22 protein-coding genes are annotated in these 23,424 nt (G+C 43.5%); 9 read left to right on the top strand and 13 right to left on the bottom strand.

Translation table 11 applies throughout. The features are described 5' to 3' along the window. Positions 1–196 precede the first annotated feature (196 nt). From L3V35_RS04720 to L3V35_RS04710, 3 genes are all read left to right on the top strand, one after another. Entirely contained in the window at positions 197–1,087 is an 891-nt protein-coding gene (locus tag L3V35_RS04720) for a helix-turn-helix transcriptional regulator (RefSeq protein ID WP_146455590.1), read from the top strand. A gap of 122 nt (positions 1,088–1,209) precedes the next feature. Further along, positions 1,210–2,064, top strand: a complete 855-nt coding sequence (locus L3V35_RS04715; protein ID WP_237298643.1) for a nuclear transport factor 2 family protein — start codon at positions 1,210–1,212, stop codon at positions 2,062–2,064. A 329-nt stretch (positions 2,065–2,393) separates the two neighbouring features. Beyond that, a complete protein-coding gene (locus tag L3V35_RS04710; RefSeq protein WP_004732530.1) occupies positions 2,394–2,618 on the top strand; it encodes a hypothetical protein in 225 nt (74 codons plus the stop codon). A 62-nt stretch (positions 2,619–2,680) separates the two neighbouring features. Here L3V35_RS04710 and L3V35_RS04705 read toward each other — a convergent pair whose 3' ends face one another. Next, the gene (locus L3V35_RS04705) at positions 2,681–2,851 is read right to left on the bottom strand and encodes a hypothetical protein (protein WP_017078425.1); all 171 of its coding nucleotides are present in this window, start codon (positions 2,849–2,851) and stop codon (positions 2,681–2,683) included. Between the two features lie 279 nt (positions 2,852–3,130). On the opposite strand from L3V35_RS04705, the gene L3V35_RS04700 reads away from it, so the two are divergent. Continuing rightward, positions 3,131–3,619, top strand: coding sequence for an Lrp/AsnC ligand binding domain-containing protein (locus L3V35_RS04700; RefSeq protein WP_004732526.1), 489 nt, complete (start codon positions 3,131–3,133; stop codon positions 3,617–3,619). A gap of 132 nt (positions 3,620–3,751) precedes the next feature. On the opposite strand, the gene L3V35_RS04695 is transcribed toward L3V35_RS04700, so the two are convergent. Together L3V35_RS04695 and L3V35_RS04690 are read right to left on the bottom strand one after the other, a co-directional pair. Beyond that, the gene (locus tag L3V35_RS04695) at positions 3,752–4,456 is read right to left on the bottom strand and encodes a DUF445 domain-containing protein (protein ID WP_237298642.1); all 705 of its coding nucleotides are present in this window, start codon (positions 4,454–4,456) and stop codon (positions 3,752–3,754) included. Between the two features lie 297 nt (positions 4,457–4,753). After that, positions 4,754–6,604 carry an ABC transporter ATP-binding protein gene (locus tag L3V35_RS04690; protein WP_237298640.1) on the bottom strand — a complete coding sequence of 617 codons (1,851 nt, stop codon included), beginning with the start codon at positions 6,602–6,604 and terminating at the stop codon, positions 4,754–4,756. A 665-nt stretch (positions 6,605–7,269) separates the two neighbouring features. Here L3V35_RS04690 and L3V35_RS04685 point away from each other — a divergent pair. Further along, a complete protein-coding gene (locus tag L3V35_RS04685; RefSeq protein WP_004732521.1) occupies positions 7,270–8,244 on the top strand; it encodes an arginine deiminase-related protein in 975 nt (324 codons plus the stop codon). A 196-nt stretch (positions 8,245–8,440) separates the two neighbouring features. Here the strand turns inward: L3V35_RS04685 and L3V35_RS04680 are convergent, their stop codons facing one another. The 8 genes from L3V35_RS04680 to L3V35_RS04645 form a co-directional block, all read right to left on the bottom strand. After that, positions 8,441–9,073, bottom strand: a complete 633-nt coding sequence (locus L3V35_RS04680; protein WP_017091975.1) for an acetyltransferase — start codon at positions 9,071–9,073, stop codon at positions 8,441–8,443. Positions 9,074–9,200: 127 nt separating this feature from the next. Continuing rightward, positions 9,201–10,040, bottom strand: a complete 840-nt coding sequence (locus L3V35_RS04675) for an AraC family transcriptional regulator (protein ID WP_237289966.1) — start codon at positions 10,038–10,040, stop codon at positions 9,201–9,203. A gap of 121 nt (positions 10,041–10,161) precedes the next feature. Further along, positions 10,162–11,007, bottom strand: coding sequence for a GNAT family N-acetyltransferase (locus L3V35_RS04670; protein ID WP_237298639.1), 846 nt, complete (start codon positions 11,005–11,007; stop codon positions 10,162–10,164). Between the two features lie 296 nt (positions 11,008–11,303). After that, positions 11,304–11,849: a mechanosensitive ion channel domain-containing protein gene (locus tag L3V35_RS04665; protein WP_054546021.1), complete on the bottom strand. Its 546-nt coding sequence runs from the start codon at positions 11,847–11,849 to the stop codon at positions 11,304–11,306. Continuing rightward, positions 11,849–12,784: a CorA family divalent cation transporter gene (locus tag L3V35_RS04660; RefSeq protein ID WP_054546020.1), complete on the bottom strand. Its 936-nt coding sequence runs from the start codon at positions 12,782–12,784 to the stop codon at positions 11,849–11,851. Before L3V35_RS04660 ends, L3V35_RS04665 begins: the two co-directional genes overlap by 1 nt. A gap of 329 nt (positions 12,785–13,113) precedes the next feature. After that, positions 13,114–14,736, bottom strand: coding sequence for a phosphoethanolamine--lipid A transferase (locus L3V35_RS04655; protein ID WP_237298637.1), 1,623 nt, complete (start codon positions 14,734–14,736; stop codon positions 13,114–13,116). Between the two features lie 233 nt (positions 14,737–14,969). Then, a complete protein-coding gene (locus L3V35_RS04650; RefSeq protein WP_237298635.1) occupies positions 14,970–15,539 on the bottom strand; it encodes a porin family protein in 570 nt (189 codons plus the stop codon). A gap of 227 nt (positions 15,540–15,766) precedes the next feature. After that, positions 15,767–16,342 carry a porin family protein gene (locus L3V35_RS04645; protein ID WP_237298633.1) on the bottom strand — a complete coding sequence of 192 codons (576 nt, stop codon included), beginning with the start codon at positions 16,340–16,342 and terminating at the stop codon, positions 15,767–15,769. A 351-nt stretch (positions 16,343–16,693) separates the two neighbouring features. Here L3V35_RS04645 and L3V35_RS04640 point away from each other — a divergent pair, with 351 nt between their 5' ends. Beyond that, positions 16,694–17,233, top strand: a complete 540-nt coding sequence (locus L3V35_RS04640; protein WP_237298631.1) for a hydrolase — start codon at positions 16,694–16,696, stop codon at positions 17,231–17,233. On the opposite strand, the gene L3V35_RS04635 is transcribed toward L3V35_RS04640, so the two are convergent. Both L3V35_RS04635 and L3V35_RS04630 read right to left on the bottom strand, forming a co-directional pair. After that, positions 17,230–18,093: a MurR/RpiR family transcriptional regulator gene (locus tag L3V35_RS04635; protein WP_017075657.1), complete on the bottom strand. Its 864-nt coding sequence runs from the start codon at positions 18,091–18,093 to the stop codon at positions 17,230–17,232. The genes L3V35_RS04640 and L3V35_RS04635 overlap by 4 nt on opposite strands. A gap of 130 nt (positions 18,094–18,223) precedes the next feature. Then, positions 18,224–19,498 (bottom strand): amino acid deaminase, encoded by a 1,275-nt coding sequence (locus tag L3V35_RS04630; protein ID WP_237298630.1) that lies wholly within the window; start codon positions 19,496–19,498, stop codon positions 18,224–18,226. Positions 19,499–19,674: 176 nt separating this feature from the next. On the opposite strand from L3V35_RS04630, the gene L3V35_RS04625 reads away from it, so the two are divergent. From L3V35_RS04625 to L3V35_RS04615, 3 genes are all read left to right on the top strand, one after another. Then, positions 19,675–21,108 carry a D-aminoacylase gene (locus L3V35_RS04625; protein ID WP_237298628.1) on the top strand — a complete coding sequence of 478 codons (1,434 nt, stop codon included), beginning with the start codon at positions 19,675–19,677 and terminating at the stop codon, positions 21,106–21,108. 139 nt (positions 21,109–21,247) lie between these two features. Further along, positions 21,248–21,640, top strand: coding sequence for a RidA family protein (locus L3V35_RS04620; RefSeq protein WP_004732497.1), 393 nt, complete (start codon positions 21,248–21,250; stop codon positions 21,638–21,640). A 205-nt stretch (positions 21,641–21,845) separates the two neighbouring features. Continuing rightward, positions 21,846–23,360, top strand: a complete 1,515-nt coding sequence (locus L3V35_RS04615) for a sodium:solute symporter family protein (RefSeq protein ID WP_237298626.1) — start codon at positions 21,846–21,848, stop codon at positions 23,358–23,360. Positions 23,361–23,424 lie beyond the last annotated feature (64 nt).

Genomic DNA, 23,424 nt, shown 5'->3' with positions numbered 1-23,424 from the left:
GGCTCTATTTTTTTGACTATACCCCAATGCTTTGACCTTTCGAGCTTTGTTGCGTCTGGCAAGTTGAGTGTATTGAGCATGATTACCTTGTTGGTGACGCTGGCTAAGTCATACTTCTAGGCTCGGAGCATTTCAGTTCCCACAGGGATACATTACTCTTGCTAAGAGCTGTGAGTAAATGAATAGGAAGGTAGTAGTGCCTCAAGTAATCCCGAATATTGGCTTTAACCATGAAAAAACGGCGCAGGCTGAGCTGGAGTTGGTGCCCTTGTCTCGGCTCTATTCAGAAAGCAATATTTATCATGACCCTCAACTGCCCCATCGTGTCAGCTTCTTCCTGATTTTGTTTATCGAGCAAGGCTCTGGCACGCACATGGTCGACTTTGAGGACTACCCTTTTAGCCAAGGGAGCGTGTTGTTCATTCAAAGAGAGCAGGTGCACGCCTTTGATTTTAGTAATAAGCCACAAGGCACTGCGGTTTTGTTTACTCAAGCGTTCTTAGACAGCGTTCACGCTAATATGAAGTTGCCGAACTACACGCCTACTCATTTGAACAAGGCGCACTCGGTATTATTGTCACTAGACGAGTCCCACCAAGATCGGACGCGAAGTCTCATACAGCAAATTAAGACGGAACTGAAACAGTCAGAATCCGATCCCTTGATTGTGATGTACCTGTTCTCAGCACTAGCACTGATTCTTCATCGCCTGCGACCAGAAGTGAAGCAAGACGCCTTGAGCTTGCAGCAGAACATTAAGTTTGCCCGCTATTTTGAGCTTCTTCAAAACAACTACCTGCGCGTGCGTGATGCAAACTGGTACGCCAATCAAATTAACACCACCTACAAGACGTTGAACCAAGTGTGCAAAGTCGCAACGGGGTTAACTGCCAAGCAGATCATCGATTCTTTTACCGTTTTAGAAATGAAGCGTCAGCTGGTGGTAACCAATATTACGTCTCAAAAAATGGCGTCGGATTTTGGTTTTGAAGACGCCAGTAATTTTGTTAAGTACTTTAAAAATCATACTCAAATGACGCCGAGCGAGTTTCAAAAGAAATATTCCAAGCCTTCCCTCTCTGAATAGTGAATGGGTCGACACGAATCATCTAAGGTTCGATATCTACCATTTTTCTGCCTAAATCCACTCTGCCGTGAGTCTCTCTCGTTGATTAATATAGTTTCCAAGCCAACGAGAGGACTTTAAAAATGAAAACAATAACTAAATCTACATTACTAGCGGCAAGCGTATTTAGCGCTTCTACTTTCGTAACCATTGCGACTGCCCAAGAGCTGTCTATTCAAGAAAAAGCGGTAGCGGTTATTTCGAGCATTGAAACGGGCGACGCAAAAGCGGTGAGCTACATTAACCCTGAAAAGTACATTCAACATAACCTAGCTGTTGGCGATGGCTTAGCGGGCTTTGGTGAAGTGCTACAAATGCTGCCTGAAGGCTCTGCGAAAGCACAAGTGACGCGCTCATTTCAAGATGGCGACTATGTTGTCATTCATACCGAATATAACTTCTTTGGTCCGAAAGTCGGCTTTGATGTGTTCCGCTTTGAAGATGGACAGATAGTTGAGCATTGGGACAACTTGCAAGAAATTGCCAAGCCAAACGCCAGTGGACGAACTCAATTAGATGGCACGACTAAAGTCGTAGATCTCGATCAAACGGACAAAAATCAGCAGTTGGTCAGTGGTTTCGTTAAAGACATCCTGATCGGCGGTGATATGGCGAAGATTAATAACTATATCGATAATGAAGACAGTGCTTACTTACAGCACAACCCAGGAGTAGCCGATGGTCTAAGCGGTTTGGGTGAAGCTTTGGGTGCGCTAGCAGAAGCGGGTATGCCAATGGTTTATACCGCCAACCATAAGATTTTAGGCCAAGGTAACTTTGTGTTGTCGATCAGTGAAGGCCAGTTCATGAATAATCACGTTGCTTTTTATGATCTATTCCGTGTTGATAACGGAAAAATCGTAGAGCACTGGGATACCATCGAAACCATTCCTGCTCGTTCAGAGTGGAAAAATGACAATGGTAAATTTGGCTTTTAAAATGTGAGCTAAATTCAACCAAACATGGTTTGCTTAAGCGGTACTTTCGCAGAGGAAGTGCCGTTTTTTTATCGATCAATTTGATGACTAAGACGGGGGAAGTACTGTCGTTATGGGGTTTTACAATGTAAATCGAAACCGCATGAACGAGGGAGGATAAATGGAAGAAGAAGGATCTTGATGGCGTTTGATGTCAAAAAACGAAAGAGAAAAATGGCTATTTTTTGAACTTGGCGCTCACTTTTGTAATTAGCTCGGTGAATAGTGAAACCAAATTCGACATGATGTGTCAATTGTCAGTAACCACTAAAGACCTATAGGACAAAGGTATGCCTGATCTCTATTGCAAAGGATGTAAAAAAACAACACTACATAAGTCTATAATGAAACGTTGTGAATCTGAGCCCGAGACAACCTCTGGTCGTATGATGCAATGGACGTCAAAGCTATTTAGTGGAAACCTGTATTACGATATGGAAACTCAGCACTTCTGTCGAACGTGTAATTGTCGTTGTGAAACAGGAAGTACAGTTCCCCAAGTTGGAATGGCTTAACTTATAGTAAGTGCTTACCAACCTAGATAAAAAAACCTCCTTTATGGAGGTTTTTTTCGTTTCTATGCGGCTTTGAGTGCAAGTTTTGTGTCAATGGCGTTGCCATCAATCTTCACTTCCCATCCATAGTTCGAGTATTCACTTGCGAGTGCTTCAGCAACATCTTTTGATACCGTTACGTGTGTCCATGAGCCAATACCGTATGGTTTGTACGCGAGTTCTTGTGTCTTCATAATAGAGTTATCCTTTCTCTTTGATAATCCCATTATTCACTTTGGCCTATATCCTTTCTTTCGTTTCTGGCTCAACTTATTTGTTATTCGGGTCATTTCTATAATAATTTGTTAATAGTCAAAGATTGATTTATAAGGGGTATTATCGTTTCATATTGATTTATATTTGATGTGAATACTAATGGCGTATTTAGTTTTTTAAATGTGTGAGCGAGGTTTTCTTCGATTGTTCGTGGTATGGAATATACTGAGCGGAATTTAGAATGTTTAAGGAATGTTATGTCTCAGCATCAACTCGATCGTATCGATAAAGAGATACTAAGAATTCTGCATATGAAAGGGCGTTTGCCTGTTGTTGAGTTGGCAAAGCAGGTCAACCTAACGACGTCCCCTTGTTCTGATAGATTGAAGCGATTGGAGAAAGAAGGCTATATAACGGGCTATCATGCCGAGCTCTGTTCAGAAAAGCTGGGACTCGATGTCCAGGTCTTTATCCATATTCGTCTCGACCAGACCAGCTTTTCGATTTTCGATAAATTCGCCCAAGCGGTTGAAATGATGCCTGAGGTGGAAGAGTGTTATTCGCTGTCGGGTGATTTTGACACCATGATCAAGGTTCGAGTGAAAGACATGAAGGCATACCAAGCGTTTATGGCAACCAAGCTGGGTACACTGCCGGGCGTGATTCAGACTCGCAGCGAAGTAGTGATTGAAGAGCATAAGAAAGGCTTTGGTGTTAACCCTGAGTTGTTGGCCACCCTAAAATAGTGGCCTGCTTTCGCCTTACCAAGGTTATTTAGATATAAAAAATGGAAGCCGATAAGCTTCCATTTTTTGTTGAGCGTCAGATGAGGGCATCAGATTAAGTTAGAGCAAATAAAGTGAGAACAGATAAACTGCTTATAGCGTAATTGCCGCAGAAATTAAGCCAATCACACCACCGAATACTCCGCCCCAAACGACCAACCAGCCAAGGTGTTTCTTGATCATGGTTTGAACCATCTCTTTAACCAGCTTTGGTGTCAGTTCATTCAAGCGCTGATCGATGATCGCTTCAATATTCTCTTTGATTTCATCCATCATTGCAGGCGATTCAAGTTCATCCTTGATGGCATTTTTTACAGAATCACTCTTGCTGATTTCAATCACAGACTCTTGCATCTTTTCCACGAATGGCGTTTTCATTGGCTGTAGTGCTTCAGTTCCGCCAACCATCGCTAGCATGCCACCAAATTGTGAGTTCTCGATAACATGCACCAGTGAATCGAATGCAGGGTTAAAGTCGATCTTCTTAATCACGGGTTCTAGGTTGAGTGACTTACCGCTCATCTCGCTGCTTAGGAAGCGGTCGATATTACCTTCGGTAAAGAACTGTTCCATCATCAGTTGTTTAATAGCCGCCTTGAACTCTTCAAAACGAGCTGGAATAACGCCAGAACCGTATAAGCCGGGTACTTTTTCGAACAACATGTGAATCGCAAGCCAGTTGGTGATGGCACCAGAAAAGGCGAATAGGCCTGCATAAAGCAAGTATTGGTTTGCCGTCGCATAGCCGCCAGCAAGCAGTGCTAACGCGATTACGTTAGTTAAGACACTTTTGTTCATGGTTGATCTCTAGAAAGAATACTGCGCGCATTTTAAGAAAAAAACGCCAAGAAAAAAACAAAAGGATCGATGAAGTTTATGGAGCAGACGAAAATAGATGAGAAAGGAGCGAAGAATAACAGGTATAAAAAAGGCTAGCCTCCCCCCGAAGTCTAGCCTTATTCCAGAACGCGCAAGCGAGGCGTCTTTGGTGTTAATGTCATTATATAATTACGACATAACATTCTGCCACGTGTAATTTACCATTAATTAACAAATTGGTGTGAATTACGCCGCACTTTTAAAGTAGCACATAAATTAAGCACTCGACGCTTGGTCAAGATTATCGGCAATAAACCCACCGGTCTGGTGATTCCACAATTGAGCATAGATGCCATTTTGTGTAATCAGTTCTTGGTGAGTACCTTCTTCAACGATATTGCCTTGGTCGAGTACGATTAAGCGATCCATTGCTGCAATCGTCGATAAACGGTGTGCAATTGCAATCACGGTCTTGCCTTCCATAAGCTCAATCAAGCTCTCTTGAATTGCGGCTTCTACTTCTGAATCAAGTGCTGATGTTGCTTCATCCAGAACCAACAGCGGTGCATTCTTCAGAAGTACGCGTGAGATAGCAACACGTTGACGCTGACCACCCGAAAGCTTAACGCCTCTCTCACCAACTTGAGCATCGTAACCAATGTTACCAAACGGGTCGGTGAGCGTTTCAATGAACTCGTGCGCGTGCGCTTGTTTGGTTGCGGCATACACCTCTTCATCTGTCGCGTCAGGTCGACCGTAAAGGATGTTCTCTTTGATTGAACGATGAAGCAATGAGGTGTCTTGAGTCACCATGCCGATGTTGCTGCGCAGTGAGTCTTGCGTGACATCTGAGATCACTTGGTCATCAATCAAAATTCGACCATCTTCTACATCGTGGAAGCGCAAGAGTAAGTTAACTAAGGTTGATTTACCTGCCCCTGAACGGCCAACTAAGCCGACTTTTTCGCCCGGCTTGATATTGAGATTCAGGTTGTTAATCACGCCCTTATTTTCACCGTAGTTGAAGCTCACGTTGTCGAAGTTGATACCGCCTTGTGGCACATCCAAAGGTTTCGCATCTTTTTTGTCTTCGATAGCAATGGGCTTAGACAGTGTTTTAATACCATCAATCACGGTACCTAGGTTTTCAAACAGACCACCAATTTCCCACATGATCCATTTCGACATACCGTTAATACGCAAAGCCAAGCTGACCGCTATTGCAATTGCACCAACAGTGATTGCGTTGTCTAGCCATAAGTAGATAGAGATGCCGGCAATACTGAACACCAACAAGTAGTTAGCGAACTCAACGCAGATGTTGAAGCCGGTCACTAAGCGCATTTGGCGATGGACGGTATCTAAGAAGCCTTCCATGCCTTCTTCGGCGTATTCTGTTTCTCTTTTGCTGTGTGAGAACAGTTTGACCGTTGCGATGTTGGTGTAGCTATCCACAATACGACCCGTCATCAACGAGCGAGCATCGGCTTGCTCAGAAGACACATCTTTGAGTTTCGGTACGAAGTGCAGCTGAATGCTGACGTAAATGAACAACCAAACCAGCATCGGAGCCATCAAGCGCCAATCTGATTCTGCGAGTATGAATAACATTGCCGTAAAGTAGACCGTCACATAGACGAACACATCGACCATTTTGGTCACGGTTTCACGTACTGCGAGCGAGGTTTGCATCACCTTGGTGGCGACACGTCCGGCAAAATCATCTTGATAAAACGACAAGCTTTGCTTCAAAAGGTAGCGGTGCGCTAACCAACGAATCGACATTGGGTAGTTGCCCAGCAAAGTTTGGTGAAGCAATAGCGAGTAGACGCTGATCAAGATTGGCATCACGACCAACAGTAGAACGCCGAGCCCCATCAGTGTTGATTTATTATCAGCAAGGAAGGTTTCGGGATTGCTTGTTGATAGCCAGTCAACCAGTTGTCCCATGTAGCCGAACAGCGCGACTTCGATGATCGCGATGGTCATGCTCATCAACCCGAGCAAGATCAACGGTTTTTCGAAACCTCGAGTGTAATGGCGGCAGAATGCCAGTATTCCAGTAGGAGGTTGTATCGGCTCTCCCTTTGGAAAGGCTTCAGTAAAGCCTTCAAATTTCTTGTACATAGATTTCCCTTTATAAACTAGTGCATCTATAAGCGACTGCATCGTTGGTGCAGCTTTGTTTTTATAGTCTTGATTTGAAATTTTACCGTCTTAGTTTGAAATTATATAAGCGCCCATGGGTTCTTATAAGCATTGAGTCATTCGATGGGTGTTGTTCAAGCTCTTATCTAAGTACTTGGTTTAAGCGCTTAGCTTTAATTACTTGGCTTTAATCACTTGGTTTTAAGGTTAAATGCTTAGTTTCAACGTTAATGCTTAGTTTTAAAGTTAATTACTTAGTTTAAGTGACGAAGGAAAGATCCAAAGAGTGTCTTTCATGACGCTTATTTTAGATTGAATTAGACAGGAAAGGTTAAGCTTATTTCAAACGTAATTGATGGTTATGCAACGATGATAATCCTAACGTTAAATGGATTGAATTGTAACCAAAACTCGTGGTAAGCGAGAAAATGAAATCGGAATATTTATCCATAAAGCGACTTAACGAATATGCATACAGTTGGTTCTTTCTGATGTGCTGTTATCTCGCAGTAAAAATTACCGATTAATCTAAGATCTGCAGTGATTGTTTGGGATAAATATTCAAATCATTATTATTTTCAGTGAATCTTGTCGTAACAAGTTGTTTACAATTCTGAGGTAAATAAAAGATAGGGACGGTTGAAATGTTAAACCTACACAAAAAATCACTTCATATTACTAATGTTCAAAACGCCAATTGCGTTGTTATGGTTCCGCCAAAAGAGTTTCGATTTAACGAAGAAACAGCACGTGATAATGAGTTTCAGCACAGAGTCAATCTGACCGAAGCTGAGGTGAAGCTAGAAACGATGGCCGAATTTAAGGCTATGGTGGCTTCGTTGCGTAAAGAAGGTGTGCAAGTTGTAGAGTTTGATTACCCAGAATTGGGTGTCGAAACCCCTGACGCAGTGTTCCCAAACAACTGGTTCAGTACTTGTAGTGATGGAAGTTTATTCACTTTCCCTATGGCCTGTGAAAACCGTCAGCATGAAGTTAAGCCTACTGCTCTTATTGAAGTGTTGGAAGCGTCTGGTCGCATTGTTAACCACAGTGAGTCTATGGAGTCGTACGTTGCTCAAGGTTCTTATCTAGAGAGCACCGGTGTGATGGTTATCGATCACATCAATAAGACGATCTATGCGGCGCTTTCTCAGCGTTGCGACCGTGAAGTATTAGAAGATTATGCGAAGCGTATTGGTTATTCTCGCGTGGTTTCGTTCCAAACGGCATTACCGTCTGGTCAGCCGATTTATCACACCAATGTGATGATGGCGATTGGTGATAACTTCTGCGTGATCTGTGATGAAGTGATTCCTGAGTTTGAACGCCGCTTTGTGGTGAAATCTCTTGCCAAAGACAAGCAAGTTATCTCGATCTCGATCGATCAGATGAACCGATTCTGCGGCAACATTCTGCAATTGGAAACCGTGAATGGCGATAAGGTAATCGCGATGTCTCAGTCGGCTTACGATGCATTTTCTCCAGCTCAGTTAGCTCAGCTTTCGACACACGGAAAACTGCTGCCATTTAACGTGAAAACGATTGAAGACATTGGTGGTGGTTCGGTGCGATGCATGTTGGGTGAGGTGTTCCTACCAACGCGAGTGAATCGTCTGTAATAAGTATAGAAAGTATAACAAGCACTCACTTCCAGCATTGAATTTTTGAATACCACTCTCATCGCAGAGTGGTATTTTTGTTTTTATCTATCTTTGTATCGGTCTACCAGAAGTAAGAAAACAGCAATAAGAGAACCAGAGCTAGATACACGAGCTAACGCGCACAAAAGTTAACGGAAAACAGCTAACGCAAAAGCTATGAAGCGTCCTTAAAAGCTCTGTGTTCGATAAACTGAGCCGACAGTGCCACGACTTCCTTAGAGTAGACAAGCGCCGTGTGGTTGAGTTTGAGAGCGTAAGTATCCGTTGCCCCTCGCAGGTTTGCGTCTTCGAGTGTTACCGTGCCATCCCCCGGATTTTTTCCCAGTACAATACGTCCAACTCCGGCGTCGTAAGTGCCTGTAATCACGCCAATCGGCACATCAATATCGTAATCACCCAAGCCATCACTTAAGATCATTTTGCTCGAACCAAATATAAATCCAAGACCATGATTCGAAAGCGTTTTGGCGATGGTTGCCCCATTGTGCGGAGTGCCTGCGGTAATAATGCAGGTGTCTGCAAAGTCGGGTTGGTAGAACTTAAAGTAGTGGCGAATCAGCAAGCCACCCAGTGAGTGACCAAAGAAGTAGACTTCATCGTATTCATTAAAGCGAGCATTCACGAAGCGATTGAGGCGTTTGGCGGCCGAAGGGAAGCGCAGCGAGTTGTAGGCAAATTTGTGCGTTGTAAAGCCGCGTTTTTTAAAGTTTCTATCCAGATATTGCATGATCAACGCAGGCATATATAGACCATGAATTAAAACTATATGTTTGTTTTTATTATTCATTTCTGTCCTCCGTCTGATGATGTCCCCAGTATATTTAGTCGCAAATCTAAACTCAATAAAACTTGCTACTAATGGGACACAAAAGGCAGAGAGTGCTTGATGGGTAAAGGTAAAGGTAAAGGGTAGGTTAGTCCGATCTCACTCCACCATAAACATCAATAGTTAAACCGCCTTGTTTAGCGTAAGTATTGGGTGTTAGACCGATGGTTTTCTTTAGGTAACGAATCAGGTGCGGTTGGTCGCTAAACCCAAATTGAAAGGCAACGTCCATCCAGTCGATGTCATCCAAATTTCGCTTATACAAATATTCCAACATCGCTTCGAGTTTGTTCATCGATTGGCACTGTTTTAATGTCAGCCCAGTTACCTTGTTGAAGCTTCTTTCCAGTGTTCTTTGCGAGCAAAACAGCTTGTCGCCAAGCTCTGCAATCGGTGTCGAACCAAGCACACCCAACACCTTACGTGTCAGTTCGCTGTGCCTATCCGTCTTACCTGTCAATATCCAAGGAAGTAGAAAATCATCTAACTGCTGACAGCAGGCCTCAACATCAGTTTGAGCGAGTTTGATCAGTAGCGTTGCATCGGCGTTTGGGTTGTTTAGTAAACCTGCGAGATTGACTGGACTAACCCTGTCCAAGCTAGGGTGAGGACTCTCTGGGAGAGCCAATGAATACAAGGCTCCGACATGGAATTTAATGCCCAAGTGAACAAAGGGCTTCGAGTGATCCAATTCGATGGCTTTATGGTGTGGTAACAGCAGATGGCTGCCAACGCCTTGATCGACCTGTTGCTCAATCGTGTAGTGATATACCTGCTCGCTTGGCGATAAGATCAGGTGTGCCGATGGATCGGGATTGAGTATCGGAAATTGATGAGTTTGAGCGTCGGGCGTTTTTTCAATCAGCCAGTAGCAATCAATGAACTGAGCAACTACAGGGGATTTTGGAGACTGTAACCAATTGATCATTAGACCTTCTATTTCAGATGATTGTCACCTCCAACTATATGTGGATATCGTTGGAGGTGACAGTTTTTATCAGTATCAATTGTTAGAACTTAGTCTTGATGTTTGTTAATCCGAATCAAGGCTAATCAGTTTCCTTTAATTCGCTAAAATCAAACTGCAAGATACGATGCTTTGATGATAACCCAGCGCGTTTGATGGCCTTTTGTGCGCCAATATTACTGCTTTCCGTAGAGCACATAGCTTCTACCCCTTGGCTATTAGCGTGTTGCTTTAGAAAGTGAATAACACGCGTTGCTAAGCCTTTACCGCGTTCTTCTTGTGCGACAATCATACCTAGGTCGGCAAACTGTGTTTGATGCTCATCGAACTTACGGCACTCTCCAGTAGCGAGAATGTCGTCACTCTCCCAGTAGCCCCATAGCTCTTGGCGGGCAATCAAATTACCGTAGTAATCGGTGAGCCACTCTTTTGGTGCGCCAATCGCTAATGAAGCAAACTCAACGAACTGCTCCAGTTGTTCTTCTGTCGCGAGGCTCATCTCTATCTCTTCAATGCGGTCTGAATCACAATCAGATCTGGCTTGAGATTTTTGGCGGTACATCATCGCGTTCACTTTAAATGACTCTGTGTTGTCGACACACAGTGATAAATATTGTGGTTCAGCGGTGCTCACGAATGCGCCTTTCACCTTACCAATCACAGAGCTGTTGTTCTCTACGATTAAGGGGAGCAAGTCTTCAATATGAGTACTGGCTGTTGGTGCTAGATAGAACTGAAGCAAGTAGCCTTCGCCATTCAATACGCAATAACCGACAAGATTACCGTTTTCGTAAAAACCAAAATGGTCAGACATTGGCACAAAGCCAAAGTGCCACATGCCATCGAGTGGCGCTGTTGACTCAGCAAAGTAAGCCGTTTTAAGTTCGTTTAAGTTGCTAAGTGCGGAGATTTTTTTGATGTCTAACATCGCTTGAATTCCTGCTGTCTTGATTCGATAGAGTGCGCGGTCGTCATCTTGTTCTCAGATACGTCAATTGACGATGAGATAATTGACGTATCTGAGCCACGTATCAATGACAGCAATTGTAGGCGACTGCTTGAGGTCGGTATTGAATAAAAACGACAGTTTTGAAAGGTATGTGGGTGTTAACAGAAGAGCTGATGTTAATTGAAAGAGGGCAAGATATTTTGCCCTCTGCTGAACTTATTGATTGGGACGTTGAATAGGGCGCATTATTTTCCTGAGTCTTCAGCTTTGATGAGTTATGTATCGACAGTTTCACTGTTTAACTCAGGTTCAACTAAGACCTTTATCACGCCCTTTTGTAGAATCAGGTTGTTGGGGTAGGTGATAATGTTGCCCGAACTGTGTCGAAGAATAACGTGGAACATGGTGATATCGATGATCACACCGCTGATGTCTTCGTCTTTCTCCGCGACTCTTACTCTGTCGCCAATGCGATAAGGGAAGACGAAAAATATTAGTACGCTGGCTGTGAGGTTACTTAGAATCGACCATTGCGCGAATAAAGCGACACCCAGCACCGCAAATATGGATGACAAGAACAGCGAAATATCACCAAAACCCAAGTTAAGAACAATCGTAAACACAGCGATGAAGAGTAGAAACAGAACGATATTGAAACACTTAATCACGAACTGCTTTCGCTTCAATTCGACGCGCTTATTTTCCGCTAATGTTTCTATCCAGTTTTTCCCCAAGCGTTTTATCACCCAATACACAGTGATAAGAAGTAAACCTAAACCCACTTGTTTAAGCCACATATTGGATTGCAAAAACTCAACCATTAAATAAACCTCAATTTTTTCAAAATAATGACCTCTGCCGCTATGACCACGAGCAGCCCAATGCAAAATAGTGGGAATGCTATTGGGTTATCTGTTCCGGGTATTCCTGCAATATTGACACCCAGCAAACCGGTGAAAAACCCAGCAGGGAGGAAAATACCCGCAATGATAGAAAATAGGTACGTATTTCTATTCATTTTTTCAGCTTGTTGCTGACTTAGGCTCGCTAAAAATACATTAATTTGTTCGATGTAAAACTCAACAGACTCATTAATTCTCAGGATGGTATCAAGGCTGTTCTTTATATGACTGTTGTGCTTACTCAATGGTGCAGGCAGGTCACTCATTAAGTCCTCAAAAACGTATTTCTGTGGCTTCAAATAGCGCCTTAGTCTAAGTAGCCTTGAATGCAGAGCGTTAATCGATCTTATGTCGATATTGGATGTAGATTCTAACTCGTCAATCAAGAGTTCGACGGGTACTAGGAAGGTTGAAATGCTGTGGTTGATTCCACGTATCATGCCCAGTAATACATCAGGTAATGATGTCGGGCCTTGGTTTTGTTTGAGATCGGATATCAGATTACTGACCGCTTTTGAAGGAACTTTGCGTGTCGATATTAAAGTGCCTTTGTACCATAAGATGCGTAGGCTAAGCATGTCGTCAGGGTTAGCACCTTCGTTTAGATTAATGCCTCGCAGAATCATCAAAAAACAGTCGTGGCCAAATTGTTCAAATCGAGGGCGGGTGTCATCGGTGAGTAATGAATCGATTATGGCATTTGGAACCGTATTACTGTGGAGCCATTCTCTCAAACCGTCAGCATCTCTTTGGCAGTGATACCAAGTTGATTGCTCGAATGAGGCTGGGCTGGTGGTGTGTTCATGTGCCACACCCTCAGAAAATTGCCAGCTTGAAATTATGAAAGCGTCCATTCATTTGTCCTTAATGATATGACGTAAACATTGATATTGCGGCGCCATTCAGGTGCCGTATTGAACTGAGCTTAATCGTGGTAAGTTCAATGAGCGATGTGAGTGAGATAAAGTCTAATAAGACAGGTTGGTCTTTGGAGCACGACGGACTGTTCCATTATTGTCTCTATTAAATGTAGCTCATTGTTTCGTCGTTATAAATTAACACTCTGGATCCATGTTAGCGACGAAAAAAAAAGAAAAGACCGAGGTCTTTTCTTTTTCGGGGAAGTTGAGGAGAGCTTGCTCAGGCAACTCGAGTTTTCCGATGATTTACATAAGCAAAAACACTACCGACACGAAGCAAAAATATCTTGGTTCTCTCGGTATTCTTTGGTTTGTACATCCATTAGGCCGAGTAAAGAGTCGAACAGGTTGTCTTGGGAGAAGCTCTGTTCTTTGCCTGCCTTTCTTAAGCAGGTTTGGTTTATCCCTTTCTGCTCGGCGAAACCATCAGACATCCACATGATCATAGGCACATGGGTTTGCTCTTTCGGTGCCAATGAATAAGGCATGCCGTGTAAGTAGATGCCATTTTCTCCCAATGATTCTCCGTGATCGGAAATGTACATCAGCGCGACATTGTACTTGTCGGTGAGTTTCTCTAGCTTCTGAATAGCCTGTGATAGAAAGAAATCTGTGTACAAGATGGTGTTGTCGTAGGTGTTGACCACTTGCTCTTTGGTGCAGTTTTCGATGTCAGAACGTGGGCAATCGGGCATGAACTTCCTATGTTCTTCAGGGTAACGTTCATAATAAGTTGGCCCGTGAGAACCGGAAATATGATAGAAAAGGATGTTATTTTCAGTTAGATCTTGGGTATCTTGTTCGAAGTTCTCTAGCATGGCTGTGTCGTAACACACCTCTTTATTACACAAAGGGTCGCTGTCTTTGGCAACCAGTGTCATTTCTTTGATTCGGTGTGCGATTGCTTTATCCCCGCCATCGTGCTCTCGCCAGATAGAGTGAATCCCCGCGCGATTCATAATGTCGACTACGTTATCTTGGTTATAAGCCCTGTCTCGGTCGTAGTTGCTGCGATTCATGTTAGAAAACATACACGGCACAGAAACCGCAGTGGCAGTTCCACACGACTGAACATCAGAGAAAAATATCGGGTTGTAAGGCTTGGTATGAGCATTGGTTTCTTTCTCATAGCCATAATATTGGTAGTTATACACACGCGCTGTTTCTCCAAGAACAAAGACCAATAGCGTTGGTTTAGTTGCTTGTTTAGCTTCCGGTTTTAGCTGCGCGTCTAAGCCGATCTCTTGGTAAGGAATCGGTTTTTTGATGTAAGTATTGTTAATGTACTTTGCAGTTGAAGCGACGTATTCGGTCGGAATGATCATCTTTTTAAGGTGAGAGTTGTTACGACCAATCGAGACATAATCTTTGTAAAATAACCCTGCAATAATCGCGATTACGATCAATGAACTTAACAGACCGATACTTTTCCAAATAGCAAAATCTTTCCAAGATTCCCTCTTAAGGTTTGTGAATAAAAGCATAAGTGATGGGAGACCACCCATTAGAACAAACCATAAAATCGAATACAGACTTAGATAACTTGCTGCTTCTCCGCTGTTGGTTTCAAAAACGTTTTCTATCATTCCATAGTCAACAAAAATGCCATAGCTGAACATGCTATAGCTGACCAAGGAGGAAGTAAGCAGTAATAAGATGAAAAAGGCTTTGGCGAATATCGGCCAGTTAAAAACTTGAAAGATAAAGTTGAATGCAGCGAGAAAGAAAAAGGGAATTGAGATTATGAACCCAATACTCTCCGCTTTTGAGGCGATCAGAATGTTGAATAGTTCGCGCGAAATAGGCAGGTTAATGACAAGTAGGTAATACACAGCCAGCACGAAAGGGAGTTTGTTTATCGACATATTTAAGCGTGGTAGATTCATCGTAGTTGAGTTCCTGCGTCTCTTATTCCTTTATTTTAGTCTCGCTACCAAGAAAGCTCTAATATCAACGCATAAATCTCAATTAGGCGTGACGAGCGATAAACTGGTTAAAGTGAAATGACGCGGTAGGGCGTGTAGAAACAAAAAATTCACTTTACTGAGTGACCTTCATGACAAGGTGGAACAGCAAAGTGAATTAGTATGTTCAGCTTATTCTATGTGGTTCAATCACATTAGAAGTTGTATGAACCACCGAAGCTAATGCTGTTGAAGGCAAGCGTTTTGTCTTCTTTCTTAAAGCCGTAGTCGTTCTCAACACTCACTGCGTCTGCTTGAGAAATTAGGCGCAATGTTAGATGTTCGATTGGCGTGTATTCAACACCCACACCAAAGTGGAAACCCGTACCGCTATCGTCATCGTAACCCGCGCTCTTGTTTGCGTTTAGGTCAACAGAGCTTAAACCAGCCAATACGAATGGGCGGATTGTGTTGTCGAATGTGTAACCGATGTTTGCAGATGCAGAGATAGATGTCGGCGACAGTTTTGTAGTCCCCTTTTTGTAGTCTGCGTAATCATTGTAGCCAAGCTCAACACCAATGATGCGGTTGAATTGGTAGCCGCCGTATAGGTTGTAGCCCATGCCATCTGAATCTAAACTACCTTGACCATCTGTATCAGAATCTTGGTAGATACTAAGACCACCACCAATGTAAGCACCGCCGTCAGTACCTGCTGCTAAAGCTGGAAGAGAAACTGCGCTGATTAAACCCAGTGCTAATGCTGATTTCGTTATCTTGTTCATTTTTCTTACTCACTCTTTAATGTCATGCCAGTATCAATTATTTTTGTTTTGCGACCTTTCGACCGTTGATGACCATTATTCCGTAGTCTTGTATGTATTACTGTATGGCTTTGTAAGTTGAATCGTTACATAGATAAAAAAATTCACTTTACTGAGTTACCTTTAAGATAAGGTGGTACAGCAAAGTGAATGAGTATATTCAGTTTATTCTATGTGGTTCAATTACATTAGAAGTCGTATGAACCACCGAAGCTAACACTGTTGAATGCTAGTGTATGGTCGTCGGTTGAGAGCGTAGATCCATTAAATTTGTAAGAGTCTTCTACACTTACCGCATCCGCTTGAGAAATCAGGCGAAGTGTTAGGTGTTCAACCGGTGTGTATTCAACACCAACGCCAAAGTGGAAGCCTGTACCACTATCATCATCGTATCCTGCAGCGCTATTCGCATTGAGGTCGACAGAGCTTAAACCTGCTAACACAAATGGGCGAATAGTGTTATCGAACGTATAACCGAGGTTTGCTGATACAGAAATAGACGTTGGTGAAAGTTTGTCTGTGCTGTTTTTGTAGTCTGCATAATCGTTATAGCCAAGTTCCACGCCAACGATACGGTTGAATTGGTAACCGCCGTATAGGTTATAGCCCATGCCGCTAGAATCTAAGCTTGGCGCGCCATCTGTATCCGAACCTTGATAGACACTAAGTCCGCCACCTACATACGCACCGCCATCTGTGCCTGCTGCAAAAGTTGGAAGTGAAACTAAACCGATTAATCCGAGTGCTAATGCTGATTTTTTCATGATGATACCTTGTTAATTCATCCTGTGATGCAAATCACGGTATCGCTGATTTTTGATTTATAAAACCCTCACAAATGAAACCTATCTTTTCATTGATAGTGCGATTGTATGTACTCCTAGAGTTTTCAAGCATTAACGGAGTTTTTGTTGGTTATATCGTTTATAAATAAAATTCATATATTGACAAATAGTTAAATTTGCTAAATAAAACGATGTTTTTTATGGTCTGGGTAGAATTGCATTTATCTAACCTATTGATAAATAAGGCTCAATAAATGAGGTTAACATCGTATTGTAGTATTTATTGGTTTGAGTCAGAGAGTTGATTCTAGTGATAACAAGGAGAGTTGGATGTTAAACAGAGCAAACACAGGTTTGGTGGTTGTGGACGTACAAGGCAAGCTCGCACGCCTTGTTGATGAGAGCGATATACTGATCTCTAACTGCGGAAAGTTGATTGAGGGTGCGCAGATTTTAGGTCTTCCTATTGTTAGCTTGGAACAAAACCCTGAGAAGTTAGGTGCTACGGTCGATGAACTTAATGACCTATTGAGTGATGCTAAGCCGATACCGAAATTTACTTTCAATGCGTGTGACGAACCTAAATTTGTTGGAGCTGTGCAAGCCAAGGATGTGAAAACTTGGCTGGTGTGTGGCATTGAGGCTCATATTTGTGTCTATCAAACCGCAATCGGTTTATTGGAGCTTGGGTACAAGGTTCAGGTGGTTGGTGACTGCGTTAGCTCGCGAATGCTGCTTAACAAGAATCTGGCTATTAGCCGGTTACGAGATGCTGGTGTCCAAATTACAGGGTTGGAAATGAGCTTATACGAGCTAGTGAAAGATTGTCGAGCACCAGAATTTAAGCCCATTCTGTCCTTGATTCGTTAATCACCGAGAGGCTGTCTATCGCCACCGCCTCGGTAAGAATCGAGCGCAACTTTCAAGCGGCGCAGTTTGTCGCGCGAACGGTTCTTGTGATTGACTGCGATTCCCATAGAAAGCACATCCACTAATGCCAACATAGCGTAGCGAGAAGCCGATGGTTTGTAGATGAAGTCGGTTTCCATATGCTTGATTGGCAATAAGATATCGGCGATTTTTGCTAGCGGTGTATCTTGTGGGGTAATCGCGATGATCTTAAGTCCATACTGCTTAGCTAGCTCTGCGGTTTCAGTGATCACGGGCGTAAAACCGGTCGCTGAGATCATCACCATCACGTCATTGGCATCTGCCGTGGCGGCAACCATACGTGACATCAAGCCGTCGTTGTACGACACCACTGGGTAGCCTAAACGAAACAGTCTATGTTGCAGCTCTTGAGAAGCAATGGTTGAACCGCCACCCATGCCGATAGCAATGATCTGCCTGGCGTTATGCAGCCAGCTGACTGCGGTTTCAACGTCTTGCTCTTTGAACAAAGTGCGGTTGATGTCTAGGCTTTGCTTGATCGATTCGTAGATACCTTGATAACCCGTTTGGTCAACAGGTTCGAGGATAAAGCGCTGGCCAACGGTTAGTGTCTGAGCCAACTTAATCTTCATATCACGTACGTTATTGCAGCCGATCGCCTTAGCAAAGCGTGTGATGGTGGCTTCACTGACTTGAGCACCTTCAGCAAGTTCTGTGATACTGGCATTGGCAGCAAAATTAATGTCATCCATGATCAGCTTGGCGACTTTCTTTTCTGCATCACGAAGAACAGGAAAACGCTCTGTTATCTGTGAAATGATATCTACTTCTAAACTCAAGAATCCTGATCCTTTGTTGATGGGGCTAATCGTATTGCTTAGTTTTTAAGAACCTAGCTCTTAAAACTAAGCCTTAGCCCCGTTAGTATATCTTATTGCTTCGCTGATTCTAGCTTATTGAAAAATCGACCTAGAAGCAGGTTTCTACCCATTTGGTCACCTGATGTTCGTCATCGCTGATGGCAATGTAGCGCCATTTGTCGAAGGTTAAACACGGGTGTGAGGTCGAGAAAGCAATAATGTCGCCCACTTCAATTTCAGAAGAGCCATCGGTTTCAACAAAAGTGTGCTGATCCATCACCGCAGTAGAGGTTAAGCCTTTCACTGAAATAGCTTCGCCATTGCGATAGCCACGCTCAGCAATTGGTAAGCCTGCATCAAAGGCCACATCACGCTTGCCTAGCCCAACCACTAATTTGGTCGGCTCTGGACGAGAGATTACATACGCCCATACCTCAAGTGCCGATTCTAAATCACCACCCAATTCGCACGCGTAGCCTTGGTTTACTTGGGCGCGTTGCAACACCTTGCTTTGTGCGTCTAGGTAAATACCTGTGTCGTGAATGGCATAACAGCCCGGGCGGATGATCGCCAAATAATCGGTTAGGTTCGCTAAACATTCTGCGACTACATCGTACCAAGCAGATCCTGCGCCCGTGATGATAGGTTGCTCTGCAATTAGGCCATCTGATACGAGGCTTTCGACCGAAGTGAGCGCCTGATTTAAGAAGGTTCGAATGTCTTGTTCTGCATTGTCACCGTGAATCACACCCTCGTACACCTCAATACCTGCTAGCGAAAGGGCTGGTGTGTCTTGGAGAGTTTGAGCCAGTTCTAGAACTTCTTGTGGTGAACGACATCCACAACGACCGCCCGGTACACCAAACTCGATCAGTACTTTTAGCGTCTGCTTTGTATTAGAGAAATATTGGTTAAGTTGCTGCACGTTTATCGATGAGTCCACACAACAATAGAAATCGACATCAAACTCGCGAATAAGCTGTTCGATGATCGCCATGTTGGTTTTACCCACCAATTGGTTGGCCATGATGATTCGTTTCGCACCCACCATAGCGGCAACTTCTGCCTGTGCAGGCGTTGCTACTGTTATGCCCCAAGCGCCATTTTCTAGCTGTTGGCGGAAAAAAGCAGGAGTCATGGAGGTTTTGCCGTGTGGCGATAATTTAACCTGGTGATGATCAGCGAAAGATTGCATCCAATCTAGGTTATTGGTCAATGCCGATTGTTTGATAACTGCAACCGGAAGTGAAACATCTTCATCAACCAGTCGATAAATACCGTTCTCAGATTGTGATATTGCTCTCCCTTTTTGGCCTTTTTCAGTCAAGACAAAACTATCGTCTTGATACTTTATAACATCTTTTTGTGCCGAGTTATGTTTCATGGCTGATTCCTAACATGATTTAAGTTGTTGTTATTTATTGTTTAAATATATCCACAAACTGTTTTGTGGTAGAAACTATCACACAAATTAAAATATTATGTGTGTTTTGTCACTGAAAATAATCGGCTGAATTTCTAATATAGCTCCATCAACACAGTGGATTGAGAGAGTGAAAAATGTTGTTCGATACGATAATCAAAAATGTAGAGGTGTTTGACGGCACCGGCGAACAATCGTTTTGTGCCGATGTAGCAATCCGAGATGGAAAAATAGCCGAAATTGGTCAAATAGATCACGAAGATTGTGGCCAGTTGGTTGAGGGAGCAGGCTTAGCATTGGCTCCTGGTTTTATCGATGTACACACACATGACGATACCAATGTAATTCGTTACCCAGACTGCCTGCCTAAGATCAGCCAAGGTGTCACAACCGTGATTGTTGGTAACTGTGGTATCAGCGCATCACCAACCGTTTTGGCTGGCGATCCACCTGACCCGATGAATCTATTAGGCGCGCAGGCTGATTTCAAATACCCAACCTTTGCCGCGTATGCACAAGCGGTAGAGCAAGCTCAACCCGCAGTGAACGTTGCCGCGTTAGTCGGCCATACGACATTGCGTAACCAAGTGATGGACGACCTGCAGCGCACTGCAAGCGAAGACGAAATCGCAGCGATGCAAACCAACCTTGATTTAGCGATGGCGCAAGGCGCATTAGGTTTGAGCTCGGGTTTGGCTTACGCCAGCGCGAAACAAGCGAATGCCAACGAAGTGATGCAGTTAGCGAAAGTGCTTTCTAGTCACGGCGGCATCTATACCACGCATATGCGTACCGAATTTGAAGAGATCTTAAGCGCGATGGAAGAGGCGTTTGAGACAGGACAATACGCGAAAGTGCCGGTTGTTATTTCACACCTTAAATGTGCAGGTGCGGGTAACTGGGGCAGAACTGTTGAAGTACTCGACTTAATGGACAAGGTTTCTGAGCACCAAGATGTGTCTTGTGACTGCTACCCATACTCAGCGAGCTCTTCGACATTAGATTTGAAACAAGTGACTGACGATTTCGACATCTTCATCACTTGGTCTGAAGCAAAACCAGAACACGCAGGCAAAACGCTGAAGCAGATTACTGATGAAATGAACCTACCCCTGATGGACGCAGCTAAAGCGCTTCAACCAGCGGGCGCGGTTTATCACTGCATGGATGAGAACGACGTAAAGCGCGTATTGAAGTACAAACTGACCATGGTCGGCTCAGACGGTTTACCTAATGACCCGCATCCACACCCAAGATTGTGGGGCACCTTCCCGAAAGTGTTAGGTCACTATTGCCGAGACGAAAAACTGTTCTCGTTGCCAGAAGCGATTCACAAGATGACCGGAATGTCGGCTCAGCGTTACAACTTAGCGGGTCGAGGCGAAGTTCGCTGTGGTGCCTTTGCCGATTTAGTTTTATTTGATCCAAAGAATATTAAAGACACAGCAACATTTGAAAATCCTATTTCAGTTGCTGAAGGAATAGAAAGTGTATTTGTAAATGGTGAGTTAACTTACCAGCAAGGAAAAGTAAGAAATAACCGTTCAGGCGTTTTTATTTACCGAAACTAGAATTTAAATTATTTATTAAATTCAGGTGATTATAAAAACGGCGAATTAATTTAAATATATTGGAATAGAAACTGTTTTATCTATAAAGCCAATGTTATCTATAAACCCAATATGATCTATAAATAAGTGGAGTTAAAAAATGACTATTAAACGTTACGGTGTTGAAGGCGGTACAGGTACAGGCGGACAACATTTACCATTTGCACGTGCAACTGAAGCAGGTGGTTTCCTATACGTTTCTGGCCAGACACCGATGACAGATGGTGAAGTGGTTGAGGGTGGTATTGTTGACCAGTCTCGCCTAGCGATCCAAAACTGTGTCGATATCATGACTGAAGCGGGCTACGGCCTAGAAGACGTAATGCACGTAAAGGTTGTGCTAACGGATTCTCGTTACTTCCAATCTTTTAATAAGGTATTCAAAGAGTTCTTCGGTGCTAACCCACCGGCTCGTATCTGCATGGTTTGCGACTTAGTTGTAGACGTGAAGGTTGAAGTAGATGTGACTTGCTACCGCGCCGATCGCGGATAGTAATAACCTAATCACAATTACCTACTTAGAGAGTATTAGGGGTTAGTCATCCCTGTTATTATCCTTTAATACTCTCACCCTACATTTATAAAAATTACTTTAATTAAAAAAGATAAAATCAATAAAGTAATTATATGAAATATAAAATGAATGAATCATAAATAAAGTTCAAGAATGAACTCAATATTTCACTGAGAGGTGTCAAATGAACAGCACACTTTTTCTTACAGGCTTCGGCGTGTACGTATTATTTTTAATTTGGTTAGGCTGGTTCGTCTCGCGTAATCAAAAATCTGGCGAAGATTTCTTATTAGGTGGCCGTGGCCTACCTATGTTCTTAGTACTTGGTACAACAGTAGCGACGATGGTTGGTACGGGTTCAAGTATGGGTGCGGTTGGCTTCGGCTACGCAAATGGCTGGGCAGGTGCTCTGTACGGCATTGGTGGTGCGATAGGCATCCTATTACTTGCACTTTGGTTTGCTCCGGTTCGTAAATTGAATTTCATGACCATGAGTGAAGAGCTGGCTTACTATGTTGGCGCTAACCGCATCGTGAAAAACGTTGTAGGTGTACTGATCTTTGTCGCTTCAATTGGTTGGTTAGGCGCTCACATTCTGGGTGGTGGCATGTACTTAGCGTGGATTGCAGACATCGATCTTAACCTAGCGAAAATCATTATTGCAGCGGCATTCACTATTTACGTGGTGATCGGTGGTTACACAGCCGTTGTGTGGACCGATACCATTCAAGCTGTCATTCTTTTTGCTGGCTTCATCTTGATGGCGGTTATGTCAGTCGATTACATCGGCGGCATGGATAACCTTTACGCTGCCATGGAGCCTGCTGCTACGAGCTTTTTAGCAATCGATAAACTGGGTCTTCTTCCAGCTGTGTCTCTGGCTGTGGTTATTGGTGTTGGTGTACTAGCTACGCCTTCATTCCGTCAACGTATCTACTCGGGTAAAGATGTATCAACCGTTCGTCGCTCATTTGTTGCATCGGGTGTGTTGTATCTTTTCTTCTCAATCATCCCTGCAATCATTGGTATGGCAGCACATGCCATTGATCCATCATTGGATAATCCGAACTACTCGTTCCCTTATGTTGCAGCAACGGTTCTTCCGGTTGGTGTTGGCATGATTGTTCTTATCGCGGGTCTTTCTGCAACCATGTCGAGCGCAAGTTCAGATGCGATAGCTGGTGTGTCTATCTTACTGCGTGATGTTTACGTGATGTTCACTGGCCGCGTACCAAACAAAGAGTCAATGGTGAACTATTCTCGCTTGGCATTGATTGTGGTGATTGGTTTTGCACTGTTGTTCGCATTAACCTCAAACGACATCATTGGCTACATCACGAAAATGATTTCAACCGTAATGTCGGGCATGTTTGTGTGCGGTATGTTGGGTAGATTCTGGAAACGTTACAACTGGCAGGGTGCGCTTGCTACGCTAGCGGGTGCATCTGTGGCTTCATTTGTTGTAATGCTCAATGCAGACTACACGGCTTTCTGGGGCAACCCTGTGATTCCTTCTTGTCTAGTCGCTCTAACGGCTGGTGTGCTGGTAAGCCTATGTACTCCGGCTAACCAAGTGACACCAGAAATGGCGAAAGCAATTCTTGATGACGAGCGCGCTCTGATGGAAATGGAACTGTCAGACTCGGGTGTGCTTGAAGAAGAAGAGTCTTCTCAACGTCCTGCTAATCAAACAAGCTAATCTAAAACGCTCTACAGCTAGTTAGTACAACAAACTCAGTACAACAAGCTGTGGAGTGGTTTAG

This window comes from Vibrio sp. L5-1 (assembly GCF_021728315.1).
Lineage (GTDB): Bacteria > Pseudomonadota > Gammaproteobacteria > Enterobacterales > Vibrionaceae > Vibrio > Vibrio splendidus_K.
The sequence above is the reverse complement of the archived record's forward strand: the minus strand, read 5'-3'. Positions and strand labels throughout refer to the sequence as shown.